This is a genomic window from Angustibacter speluncae, assembly GCF_054777815.1.
Genome location: NZ_BAAHAF010000171.1, coordinates 1 through 10,943 on the forward strand (window position 1 = coordinate 1; position 10,943 = coordinate 10,943).

General features: G+C 73.0%; 12 protein-coding genes and 1 pseudogene. 4 read left to right on the forward strand and 9 right to left on the reverse strand.

From position 1 onward, the window contains the following. From ACYVKY_RS19165 to ACYVKY_RS19185, 5 genes and pseudogenes are all read right to left on the reverse strand, one after another. Nucleotides 1-231: pseudogene (locus ACYVKY_RS19165) on the reverse strand (hypothetical protein); the annotation flags it as partial. Nucleotides 232-266: 35 nt separating this feature from the next. Beyond that, a complete protein-coding gene (locus ACYVKY_RS19170; RefSeq protein WP_460436585.1) occupies nucleotides 267-1,052 on the reverse strand; it encodes an SDR family oxidoreductase in 786 nt (261 codons plus the stop codon). Continuing rightward, entirely contained in the window at nucleotides 1,049-2,041 is a 993-nt protein-coding gene (locus tag ACYVKY_RS19175; protein WP_460436636.1) for an NADPH:quinone oxidoreductase family protein, read from the reverse strand. The genes ACYVKY_RS19170 and ACYVKY_RS19175 overlap by 4 nt, the downstream gene beginning before the upstream one ends. A 14-nt stretch (nucleotides 2,042-2,055) precedes the next feature. Continuing rightward, nucleotides 2,056-2,826 carry an SDR family oxidoreductase gene (locus ACYVKY_RS19180; RefSeq protein ID WP_460436586.1) on the reverse strand — a complete coding sequence of 257 codons (771 nt, stop codon included), beginning with the start codon at nucleotides 2,824-2,826 and terminating at the stop codon, nucleotides 2,056-2,058. Further along, a complete protein-coding gene (locus tag ACYVKY_RS19185) occupies nucleotides 2,823-4,007 on the reverse strand; it encodes an acyl-CoA dehydrogenase family protein (protein ID WP_460436587.1) in 1,185 nt (394 codons plus the stop codon). The genes ACYVKY_RS19180 and ACYVKY_RS19185 overlap by 4 nt, the downstream gene beginning before the upstream one ends. On the opposite strand from ACYVKY_RS19185, the gene ACYVKY_RS19190 reads away from it, so the two are divergent. From ACYVKY_RS19190 to ACYVKY_RS19200, 3 genes are read left to right on the forward strand one after another with little or no spacing between them, the layout of a single operon-like run. Next, nucleotides 4,006-4,668 (forward strand): TetR/AcrR family transcriptional regulator, encoded by a 663-nt coding sequence (locus tag ACYVKY_RS19190; RefSeq protein WP_460436588.1) that lies wholly within the window; start codon nucleotides 4,006-4,008, stop codon nucleotides 4,666-4,668. The two genes, ACYVKY_RS19185 and ACYVKY_RS19190, sit on opposite strands and share 2 nt — an antisense overlap. Before the next feature lie 41 nt (nucleotides 4,669-4,709). Next, nucleotides 4,710-5,621: an acyl-CoA thioesterase gene (locus tag ACYVKY_RS19195; RefSeq protein ID WP_460436637.1), complete on the forward strand. Its 912-nt coding sequence runs from the start codon at nucleotides 4,710-4,712 to the stop codon at nucleotides 5,619-5,621. Nucleotides 5,622-5,625: 4 nt separating this feature from the next. Then, nucleotides 5,626-6,636 (forward strand): pentapeptide repeat-containing protein, encoded by a 1,011-nt coding sequence (locus ACYVKY_RS19200; protein ID WP_460436589.1) that lies wholly within the window; start codon nucleotides 5,626-5,628, stop codon nucleotides 6,634-6,636. Between the two features lie 57 nt (nucleotides 6,637-6,693). Here the strand turns inward: ACYVKY_RS19200 and ACYVKY_RS19205 are convergent, their stop codons facing one another. Beyond that, nucleotides 6,694-7,197 carry a hypothetical protein gene (locus ACYVKY_RS19205; protein WP_460436590.1) on the reverse strand — a complete coding sequence of 168 codons (504 nt, stop codon included), beginning with the start codon at nucleotides 7,195-7,197 and terminating at the stop codon, nucleotides 6,694-6,696. A 62-nt stretch (nucleotides 7,198-7,259) separates the two neighbouring features. Between ACYVKY_RS19205 and ACYVKY_RS19210 the strand changes: the two genes are divergently transcribed. Then, nucleotides 7,260-7,913 (forward strand): TetR/AcrR family transcriptional regulator, encoded by a 654-nt coding sequence (locus ACYVKY_RS19210; protein WP_460436591.1) that lies wholly within the window; start codon nucleotides 7,260-7,262, stop codon nucleotides 7,911-7,913. 13 nt (nucleotides 7,914-7,926) lie between these two features. Here the strand turns inward: ACYVKY_RS19210 and ACYVKY_RS19215 are convergent, their stop codons facing one another. The 3 genes from ACYVKY_RS19215 to ssb form a co-directional block, all read right to left on the reverse strand. Next, on the reverse strand, nucleotides 7,927-8,499 hold the full coding sequence (locus tag ACYVKY_RS19215) for a hypothetical protein (RefSeq protein WP_460436592.1): 573 nt from the start codon (nucleotides 8,497-8,499) through the stop codon (nucleotides 7,927-7,929). Nucleotides 8,500-8,606: 107 nt separating this feature from the next. Next, entirely contained in the window at nucleotides 8,607-10,289 is a 1,683-nt protein-coding gene (gene ettA, locus ACYVKY_RS19220) for an ABC transporter ATP-binding protein (RefSeq protein ID WP_460436593.1), read from the reverse strand. A 60-nt stretch (nucleotides 10,290-10,349) separates the two neighbouring features. Beyond that, nucleotides 10,350-10,910, reverse strand: coding sequence for a single-stranded DNA-binding protein (gene ssb, locus ACYVKY_RS19225; protein ID WP_460436594.1), 561 nt, complete (start codon nucleotides 10,908-10,910; stop codon nucleotides 10,350-10,352). Nucleotides 10,911-10,943 lie beyond the last annotated feature (33 nt).

Genomic DNA, 10,943 nt, shown 5'->3' on the forward strand with positions numbered 1-10,943 from the left:
CTGCGGTGTCCCGAGCCGACCGGCGGGCGTGGCCGCGGTGCCGCTCGCGCGCACGGCGTCGTCCTGGGCCACCAGCCCCTGCCGCACCCCGTCGGCGGCGGAGGCGGACGCGCCGTCGTCCCCGCCTGCGCAGCGCACCAGCAGCACGAGCAGCACGAGCACCGCGACGACCGCGGCGACGACCCGGCGGCGGCCGCGCCGCGGGCGCGCGAGGGCGGGGTGGGTGGCCATGCCGGTTGATCGGCATCCCGGCGACGGGTCTGAAGTCAGCCCTCGAGGCGCTGCTGGAGCCGGTTCATGCCCGCGAGCCACGCCTCGGGCTCGGACGCCTTGTGCTGCACGTAGCCCGCGACCTCCGGGTGCGGCAGCACCAGGAAGCGGTCGTCCGCGAGCGCCTCCACCACCGAGGCGACCACGTCGTCGACGTCGATCGCCGCCGGGGCGAGCAGCGCCTGCCCGACCGCGCCGGCGCCGTCGAGCAGCGGCGTGCGCACGCCCTGCGGGCAGAGCGCCTGCACCACGACGCCGCGGTGCAGGTACGTGGCGCGCAGCCACTCCGCGAACGCGACGGCACCGTGCTTGGTGACGGCGTACGGCGCGCTGCCGAGCATCGTGAGCAGGCCCGCCGCCGACGCGGTGGCGAGGAAGCGACCGCTCCCCCGCTCGACCCACCGCGGCACCAGCGCCTGGGCCGCCCAGACGTGCGACATCACGTTGACGTGCCAGGTCGCGGTCCAGGCGTCGTCGTCGGCGAGGTCGGGACCGTCGATGCCGCCCTGGGTGGGCACGCCGGCGTTCGCGCAGAACAGGTCGACGTCGCCGAGCAGCTCGACCGCGCTGGCGACGAGCCCGTGCGTCCCGTCGCGGTGGCCGACGTCGGCGACGACGCGCGCGGCGCCGTCCGGGGCGACCTCGTGCAGCCGGTCGCCGTCGCGGTCGCTGACGACGACGCGGGCGCCCTCGGCGACGAAGCGTCGGGCCAGGCCCAGGCCGATGCCGGAGGCCGCACCCGTCACCACGACCCGCGCTCCCGCGAGCTCCAGCCCGGTCACCGCCCGACCTCGACGACGACCCGACCGGTCGTGCGTCCGGCGGCGAGCCGGGTCAACGCGTCCGGCACCTCGGCGAGCGGGACGCGCTCGCTCACCAGCGGCCGCACCACGCCCTCGCCGGCGAGCCGGACGAGCTCCGCGTGGCAGTCGCGGACGGACTGCGGGTCGTGCCGGTGGTACTCGCCCCAGTGCAGGCCGAGCACGGCGTAGTTCTTCACCAGGACGTGGTTGGTCGCCGCCTGGGCGATCCGCCCGGACGTGAAACCGACGACCACGATGCGTCCCTCGAAGGCGACGACCTTGGTCGAGTCGTCGTACGCGGGACCACCGACGGGGTCGACGACCACGTCGGCACCACCCCGCCCGAGCACCTCGCGCAGCACGGGCACCAGGTCGTCCTGCACGGTGCGGTCGACCACGTCGTCGCAGCCGAGGTCGCGCGCCACCTCGACCTTGGCGGCACCGCCCACGACGCCGACGACCCGCGCGCCGGCCGCCTTCGCCAGCTGGACGGTGGCGGACCCGACGCCGCCCGCTGCGGCGTGCACGAGCACGGTCTCACCGGGCTGGAGCCGCGCCCGGCGGTGCAGCGCGAACCAGGCCGTCTGGTACCCGATGTAGAGGCTCGCAGCGGCGGCGTCGTCGAGCGAGGGCGGCGCCACGTGCACCGCGCCGGCGTCGGCGAGCGCGTACGTCGCCAGACCTCCGTGCGGCAGCGCGAGCATCCCGAGGACGCGGGCGCCGACCAGCGCCGGGTCCGCGCCGTCGCCGACCGCGACGACCTCCCCGCAGGCCTCGACGCCCGGGGTGAACGGCAGCGGCGGCCGCACCTGGTACTGCCCGGCCGCGAGCAGCACGTCCGGGAAGTTCAGCGCCGTGGCCGCCACACGGAGCAGCACCTGCCCGGCACCCGGGCGGGGCACCTCGACCTCCTGGAGCCGCAGCGCGTCGGCGGGCGAGCCGTGCACGACGACCTGCCACGCCTGCATCTGCGCGGGCGGGCTCACCCGAGGCCGCCGGCCTGGCTGACGCCGCCGTCGACCGTGAGCGTCTGCCCCGTCGTCCACGCGGCGTCGTCGCTCAGCAGGTACGCCACCGCCGAGGCGACGTCGTGCGGCTCGCCGAGACGGCGCATCGGGTACGCCGCGCTGACCAGCTCCTCGCGTCCCTCGTAGAGCGCGGTGGCGAACTTGGTCTTCACGATGGCCGGCGCGACGGCGTTCACCCGCACCCTCGGCGCGAGCTCGACCGCGAGCGAGGCGGTCAGGTGGATGAGCGCGGCCTTGCTGACACCGTAGAACGCGATGCCCGGCGCCGGACGCTGCCCGGCGATGGACGCGACGTTGACGACGGCACCCCCGCGGTCGGACAGGCCTGCGCGCCAGGCCTTCTGGACCCACGACAGCGCGGCGACGACGTTCGTGTCGACCATCTTGCGCGCGGCGTCGAGGTCGAGGTCGACCAGCGGCCCGTACGCGGGGTTGATGCCGGTGTTGTTCACCAGCAGGTCGACCGGCCCGAACGCGTCCGCGGCGGTGGCGAGCGTCGCGTCCTGGTGCTCGGGGTCGGCGGCGTTCCCGGCCACCGCGGCGGCGTGCTCGCTGCCGCCGAGCGCAGCGACCGCCTCGTCCAGCGCCTCCTGCTTGCGGGCGGTGACGACGACGCGGGCGCCCTCGTCGACGAGTCGCTGCGCGATCGCGAGCCCGATGCCCCGGCTGGCGCCGGTGACGACCGCGACCTTGCCTTCCAGACGCCTTGCAGCAGAGTGCGTCACAGGCCGAGGTCCCGACCGATGAGCTCCTTCATGATCTCGTTCGAGCCGGCCCAGATCTTGGTGACGCGGGCGTCGCGCCAGGCGCGCGCGACCCGGTACTCGTTCATGAAGCCGTATCCGCCGTGCAGCTGGACGCACTCGTCGAGGACGTCGTTCTGCACCTGCGCCGACCACCACTTCGCCTTGGCGGCGTCGACCGCGCTCAGCTTGCCGTCGTTGTGCTCGAGCACGCAGTTGTCGACGAACGCCTGGGTCACCTCGACCTGGGTGACGAGCTCGGCCATCTTGAACTTGTTGTGCTGGAACGAGCCGACGGACTGGCCGAACGCCTTGCGCTCCTTGGTGTACTGGATGGTCTCCTCGAGGATCTGCGCGGCGTGGGCGATGTTGCTGATCGCCGCGCCGACGCGCTCCTGCACGAGGCGCTCCATCATGTGGATGAAGCCGCGGTCGACCTCGCCGATCACGTTCGCCGCGGGCACCCGCACGTCCTGGAAGAACAGCTCGGCCGTGTCGCTCTCGGTCTGGCCGACCTTGTCGAGCTTGCGCCCGCGGGTGAAGCCCTCCATGCCGGTCTCGACGCCGAACAGCGTGATGCCCTTGGCGCCCTTCTCCGGGCTGGTGCGGGCCGCGACGACGACGAGGTCGGCGCTGTACCCGTTGGTGATGAACGTCTTCGACCCGTTCAGGACGTAGTCGTCGCCGTCCCTGACCGCCACCGTCTTCAGGTTCGCGAGGTCGGAGCCGCCGCTCGGCTCGGTCATCGCGATGGCCGTGACGATCTCGCCGGAGCAGAACCCCGGGAGCCAGCGCTGCTTCTGCTCCTCGGTGGTGAGCTCGATCAGGTACGGCGCGACGATGTCGGCGTGGATGCCGAGGCACGACGACACCGCGGCCGACACCTTCGACTGCTCCTCGGCCACGACCGCGATGAAGCGGTAGTCGCCCGCCTCGCCGCCGCCGTACTGCTCCGGGACGTGCAGGCCGAGCAGCCCCTGCTTGCCGGCCTCGATCCACACGTCGCGGGGCAGGCCCTTGGCCTCGATGAACTCGTCCATGCGGGGCCGCACGTGCCGGTCGAGGAACTCCTTGGCGGTGGCGCGCAGCGCCTCGTGCTCGGGCTCGAAGATCGATCGGCGCACTGTTCCTCCAGGCTCGGCCGGGGTGTACGGTCCCGGCATGACTAAGCGCTTGCTCAGTCCCAGCCTCGCCGGGGAGCCGCTCGGTGTCAAGGAGTCGGCGTCCCCGGACGACCCGACCGCCGACCGGCTGCTGACCGCGGGCGCGCAGGCCTTCGCCGAGCGCGGCTTCCACGCCACCACCACCCGCGACATCGCCACCCGAGCCGGGCTGTCCCCCGCCGGGCTGTACGTCCACTACCCGTCCAAGCAGGCGCTGCTCGCGCGGCTGTCCCTGACCGGCCACCGGGCCGCGCTCGACCTGGTGTCCACCGCCCTGTCCGGGCCCGGGACGCCGGTCGGGCGGGTGCACCGCATGGTCGAGGCGTTCGTGACGTGGCACGCCGAGCACCATGTCGTCGCCCGCGTCGTGCAGTACGAGCTGCGCTCGCTCGACGAGGCCACCCGCACCGAGGTCAACGCCGTGCGCCGCCGCCTCGAGGACGTCGTCGAGCAGGCCGTCACCGAGGGCGTCGCCGACGGCACGATGGTGGTCGACGTGCCCCGCACGGCGACCCGGGCCGTGCTGTCGCTGGCGGTCGACGTCGCGCGCTGGTTCGACCCCCGGGGACGTGAGAGCGCCGCCGAGGTGGGCAGGATCTACGCGGACCTCGCGGTGCGCATGCTCGGCGCCGCTCCCCCGACCGACAGGAGCACGACGTGAGCACGCAGGAGCCGCCGGCCACCCGCACGCCGGCCGGGCCGATGGACGTGACCGGGCTGCCGCCCCAGCTCGAGCGGCGCGAGCCGGCCGAGATCCTCGCCGGGCTGCTCGCCGTGATGGACCTGCGCGCGCTCGCGCCCGACGCCGACGGGCAGGACGTGTTCGAGGGCGACAGCCAGTGGCAGCCGCACGGTCGCGTGTACGGCGGCCAGGTGCTCGGGCAGACGCTGATGGCCGCCTCGCGCACCGTGGCCGACGACCGTCCGGTGCACTCGATGCACGGGTACTTCCTGCGTCCGGGCGACGCCACCCAACCGATCCAGTTCGCCGTCGAGCGGCTGCGCGACGGCCGCTCGTTCACCGCCCGGCGGGTGCACGCGCTGCAGGACGGGCGCCCGATCCTGTCGATGATCGCCTCGTTCCAGGACGCCGACGAGGGGTACGAGCACCAGGACGTCATGCCCGACGTCCCCGGCCCGGACGAGCTGCCCACCACCGCGGAGCTGCTCGGCCACATCGACCACCCGGCCGCGCAGTACTGGTCGTACGCGCGGCCGATCGACGTGCGGCACGTGCAGTCGCCCATCTACATCCAGCCCGACTCCGAGCGCCGCGCGTCGCAGGCCGTCTGGATGCGGACGGTCGCGCCGCTGCCCGACGACCCGGTGCTGCACCGCGCCGTGCTGGGGTACGCCAGCGACTACACCCTGCTCGAGTCGGTGCTGCGCCGGCACGGCCGCTCGTGGGCCACCGTCGGCCCGACGGCGAGCCTCGACCACGCCATGTGGTGGCACCGCCCCGCCCGCGCCGACGAGTGGCTGCTGTACACCCAGGCCAGCCCGTCCGCGCAGGGCGGCCGCGGCCTCGGCGCCGGCCGCATCTTCAGCCAGGACGGCCGCCTGGTCGCCACAGTCGCCCAGGAGGGCATGGTCCGCCCACCGAGGGCGCGCTGATCCGGTGTCGGACGCCCGACCCGGGGACAGGCTCGTCCCAGCCGGACGTGAAGCGTTCTCAGGTGACTGGGGTCTGAGACTCGAGCGACTTGATCTGTCCGGCCAGGACCTGACGTCGGTCTCGATCGGGTTGTACGGGTGGATCGATCGATGCTCCTTGCGGGGCGCGGACCTGCGTCAGGCTGGTCTGGACCGGGTCGCCTGGCGATTCTGCGACCTTCGAGGTGTCGACCTCCGCGGTGCGAGTCTTCGCTACGCGTCGTTCGCCGCCTGCGACCTGCGCGGCGCGGATCTGCGCGGAGCCGATCTGCGAGGGGCCCAGTTCGGCTCGGTTCTGACCGGCGACGACACCGGTGACACCGACCTCACCGACGCCCGCATCGATCCCGGCGCTCTGGACGGAGCGGACGTGAGCCCGGACGTAGCGCTCCCGGTGGGTGCGGAACGACGAGGTTCGGTCCTAGCGTGGGCATTTCCCGAAGTCGCTCGCGAACCTGCACGACGGGTCACGTCATGGCTCGACGACCGGGACGGGCACCAGGACCCGAGTGGTTGCATCCAGCGGCTCCACCGCGACCTGGTCGTGTGCGGCGAGCCCGTCCAGATCCCCTCGCGCATCTACTCCGACGAACGGGAGCGACGTACGGAAGCGCTCGCAGGTCCGGACCGAGTCGTCGCCGCGTGCCTGCTGACCCGACACCATGACGGGCACGTCCGGCAGCGCCGGCTCCGCGACGTCCTCACCTCGGACGAACCGTGGACAGCGCCGTTCGTCGTCGCGCTGCTCGGCGAGTACGTCTGGCAGATCACCGCCGACATCGCACTGTTCGCCCGCTCCGACCTGCCCGGCAGACCCGTCCTGGCCGGCCATCTGCGCACGTTCCTGCAGGACAACCCGGACTTCGACGAGCTCGTCCGGCAGCGCATCGCCAGCTACCAGGACGCCTACCACCGACAGCGCTTCGCGCCCGAGGACAACCCGGCGCGGATCGCGCTCGACCTGCTGCGCGGGTGAAGGACCGGGCGGTGGACCCCCGGGAGGGGGTCCTGCGACCGATCCTTCGCCCCACACTCAGCGCTCGCGGGTCCCCCGGGCGAGCACCCAGACCAGCACGCCGGTCGACACCGTCAGCGCGACCGTCCGCGGCACGTTCGCGAGCACGAGGCTGTCGATGGTCTCTGCCGACTTCCCGATCCGGTCGAGGCGGTCGTGCATCGGGATCGCCCACAGCGCGGTGGTCAGCGCGGACGTCAGACCACCCACCGCCACCACCCCGGACGCCCAGCGCGGGACGCCGGCGGGACGCGTCCACCAGAACGCGACGCCGCCGAGGAACGCCGCGAATCCGGGTGCGATCACGACCAGCGGGATCGAGTCGTCGTACTGCTGGTGGTACGCCGCGAACTCCTCGGCGCCGACGGCCCGGTACAGCGGGTACGACACCAGCTGCGCCTGCCAGCCCACGCCCGCCGAGTACGCGGTGAGGGCGGCCAGGCCCGCGGTGGTCCAGGTGCGCCAGCCGGGGCGACCGGACGTCGCGGCGTCGAGGGCGGGGGTCGGGACGGTGGTGGTCATGGGGAACCCTTCGCTGACACAATCCGATGGAGCGAGAGTAAACTCAATTGAGTGAGGATCAAGTGAATTCTCCGACGGGTGCGGGACGTCGGCCCTATCGGGCAGGTCTGCGCGCCGAGCAGGCGGCCGCCACCCGCGCGCGCATCGCGCTGGCCGCTGCCGACCTGTTCGTGCGGGACGGCTACGCCCCGACCGCCGTCGCCGACGTCGCGCGCGCCGCGCAGGTGTCGGCGCAGACGGTCTACAACGCGTTCGGGTCCAAGGCCGCGCTGCTCAAGGCCGCGTACGACCTCACCCTCGCCGGTGACGACCAGGACCTGCCGCTCGCCGAGCGACCCGAGGTGCGTGCGCTCCACGCGCAGACCGACGCCACGGCGTTCCTGCACGGCTACGCCGACCTCGGTCGGAGCCTGCTCGAGCGGCTCGCCCCGCTGGTTCTGCAGGTGCACGCGGGCGCAGCCGCCGGCGACCCCGATCTGGTCGACCTGGTCGCGACCACGAACGCCGAGCGGCTCGTCGGGACGGGCATGGTCGCGCGCCGGATCGCCGAGCTGGGCGCCCTGCGACCGGACCTGACGACCGACCAGGCGCGCGACCGGATCTGGACGCTCAACAGCGTCGAGGTCTGGCACCTGCTGGTCGACCTGCGCGGCTGGACGCCCCGCGCCTACGCCGACTGGGTCGGCGACCAGCTGTGCGCGGCCGTGCTCGCCTGACCGGCGCCGGACCTCACCAGAACCTCCACCACGGCCGGTGCGGACCGACCGGCGGCGCCGGCTCCTCGCTCGACACCCCCGACGGCTCGGCGACCGGGACGGGGCCCGCCGCCGGCGGCCCGAGCCACGTCGTGGCCATCGCCTCGGCGACGCGGTCGAAGGTCGCGCGGGACAGCCCCATCTCGGCAGCGGCCTCGGCGAGGGGCATGGCGGCCTGCGGGTCGTACCCCTGCAGGCCGGTCTCCCGCTCGACCACGGCGGCCAGGCGGAACACCCTCGCCATCACGGCGTCCGCCTCCTCGCCGTCGTACCAGTAGGGCACGGTGATCGCCGCCTCGTCGCCGTACAGGCTGAGCTGGATGCCGCTGTCGTGGCTGACCTCGCCGTGGTCGGCACCCTCGAACACCTCGACCTCGCCGAGCTCCTCGCGCGCGGCCGCCACCAGTCGTGCCCAGACCTCGTGGTCGTACCCGGCCGACGGCGCACCGCTCTTCATCGACGCCACCACCCGCTGCTCGGAGGCGTCGAGCGCCTCCTCCCAGGTCTGGTCGTCGGTCTTGGGCAGGAACGTCAGGTCGTAGCTCACGCCCCGACGCTAGCGGCCGGTGCCGCGACGGCCGGACGCACGACGGCCATATGCACGACGGCCCGGTCCGCGCGAGGCGGACCGGGCCGGTGCCGGACGGGCGGACGTCAGTCGCGGGTGAGCTTGCGGTGCGTCACCCGGTGCGGGCGGGCGGCCTCGACGCCGAGGCGCGACACCTTGTTCTCCTCGTACGACTCGAAGTTGCCCTCGAACCAGTACCAGCTCGCCGGGTTCTCGTCGGTGCCCTCGTAGGCCAGGATGTGGGTCGCGACGCGGTCGAGGAACCACCGGTCGTGGGAGATGACGACGGCGCAGCCGGGGAACTCCAGCAGCGCGTTCTCGAGCGAGGACAGGGTCTCGACGTCGAGGTCGTTGGTCGGCTCGTCGAGCAGCAGCAGGTTGCCGCCCTCCTTGAGCGTCAGCGCCAGGTTGAGGCGGTTGCGCTCGCCGCCGGACAGGATGCCGGCCGCCTTCTGCTGGTCGGGCCCCTTGAAGCCGAACGCCGACACGTAGGCGCGCGAGGGCATCTCGACGTTGCCGACCTTGATGTGGTCGAGGCCGTCGGAGACGACCTCCCACAGCGACTTCTTCGGGTCGATGCCGCCCCGGCCCTGGTCGACGTACGACACCTTCACCGTGTCGCCGACCTTGACGGTGCCGCCGTCGGGCTGCTCGAGCCCGACGATCGTCTTGAACAGCGTGGTCTTGCCGACGCCGTTGGGGCCGATGACGCCGACGATGCCGTTGCGCGGCAGCGTGAACGACAGGTCGTCGATGAGGACGCGGTCGCCGAAGCCCTTCTTCAGCTTCGAGACCTCGATGACCTGGCTGCCCAGACGCGGGCCCGGCGGGATCTGGATCTCCTCGAAGTCGAGCTTGCGGGTGCGGTCGGCCTCGGCCGCCATCTCCTCGTACCGCGCGAGCCGCGACTTCGACTTGGTCTGGCGCGCCTTGGCGTTGGAGCGGACCCACTCCAGCTCCTCGGCCAGCCGCTTGGCCATCTTGGCGTCCTTCTTGCCCTGCACCTGCAGCCGCTCGCGCTTCTTCTCCAGGTAGGTGGAGTAGTTGCCCTCGTACGGGTACAGCCGGCCGCGGTCGATCTCGGCGATCCACTGCGCCACGTGGTCGAGGAAGTACCGGTCGTGCGTGACGGCCAGCACGGCGCCGGGGTAGGCGGCCAGGTGCTGCTCGAGCCACAGCACCGACTCGGCGTCGAGGTGGTTGGTGGGCTCGTCGAGCAGCAGCAGGTCGGGCTTGCTCAGCAGCAGCTTGCACAGCGCGACGCGTCGGCGCTCACCACCGGACAGGACCGACACGTCGGCGTCCGGGGGCGGGCAGCGCAGCGCGTCCATCGCCTGGTCGAGCTGGGAGTCGAGGTCCCACGCGTCGGCGTGGTCGAGCGCCTCCTGCAGCTCGCCCATCTCGGCGAGCAGCGCGTCGAAGTCGGCGTCGGGCTCGCCCATGAGCACGCCGATCTCGTCGAAGCGCTGCTTCTTCACCATGATGTCGCCCATGCCCTCCTGGACGTTCTCCAGGACGGTCTTGCTCTCGTCGAGCTCGGGCTCCTGCATGAGGATGCCCACCGTGTAGCCGGGCGAGAGGCGGGCCTCGCCGTTGGAGGGCTGGTCGAGCCCCGCCATGATCTTCAGGATCGTCGACTTGCCCGCACCGTTGGGCCCGACGACGCCGATCTTCGCGCCGGGGTAGAAGCTCATCGTGACGTCGTCGAGGATGAGCTTGTCGCCATGGGCCTTGCGGGCCTTGTACATGGTGTAGATGAACTCCGCCATGCTCCTCAGCCTAGGGGCGGCGCGGACGCCCTCCGAATCGGGAGGGCGCCCGCGACCACCTCACACCGGCGACGGCGTCACCCGCGACCGTCCCTCGGGGTCGAGCTCGAGGCCGTCGACGACCAGGTAGGGGTCGGACTCGACGGGCCCGAGCGGGTCGCGCAGCTCCTCGAGCACCTCCTCGTCGGCCTCGTCGACCGGACCGGCGGGCGCCTCCTCGTCCGGCGCCCCGGGTGCGGCCTCGGGGTCGGCGCTGCCGCGGCGCACGCGGGTGAACCGGCTCACCCCGAAGGTGAGATCGGGGCCGACCGCGTCGGCCGCCACGTCGGCGCTCAGCCGGGGCTGGCCGTCGGCACCGGTGTACTCGCGCAGGTCGAGCCGCCCGGTCACCACCACCCGCTCGCCCTTGCGCAGCGACTCGCTGACGTTGCGGGCCAGGTAGCCCCAGCAGCTGACGGAGAAGAACGACGTGCGGACGTCGACGGAGCGGCCCTGCTCGGCGTCGTAGCGGCGCACGGTGCTGGCCAGCCGGAGGCCGGCGACCTCCCGCTGGCCGGGCGTGACGCGCAGGACGGGGTCGGCGACCAGGTTGCCGACGACGGTGACGTGGGTCTCGTTCACGGGGAGCACCTCCAGGCTCGGCACCCGCACCGT

Coding starts and splice junctions, on each gene's coding strand:
- ACYVKY_RS19175 (WP_460436636.1), bottom strand. CDS start 2,041: ATGCAGGCGTGGCAGGTCGTCGTGCACGGCTCGCCCGCCGACGCGCTG.
- ACYVKY_RS19190 (WP_460436588.1), top strand. CDS start 4,006: ATGACTAAGCGCTTGCTCAGTCCCAGCCTCGCCGGGGAGCCGCTCGGT.
- ACYVKY_RS19185 (WP_460436587.1), bottom strand. CDS start 4,007: ATGCCGGGACCGTACACCCCGGCCGAGCCTGGAGGAACAGTGCGCCGA.
- ACYVKY_RS19195 (WP_460436637.1), top strand. CDS start 4,710: ATGGACGTGACCGGGCTGCCGCCCCAGCTCGAGCGGCGCGAGCCGGCC.
- ACYVKY_RS19205 (WP_460436590.1), bottom strand. CDS start 7,197: ATGACCACCACCGTCCCGACCCCCGCCCTCGACGCCGCGACGTCCGGT.
- ettA (WP_460436593.1), bottom strand. CDS start 10,289: ATGGCGGAGTTCATCTACACCATGTACAAGGCCCGCAAGGCCCATGGC.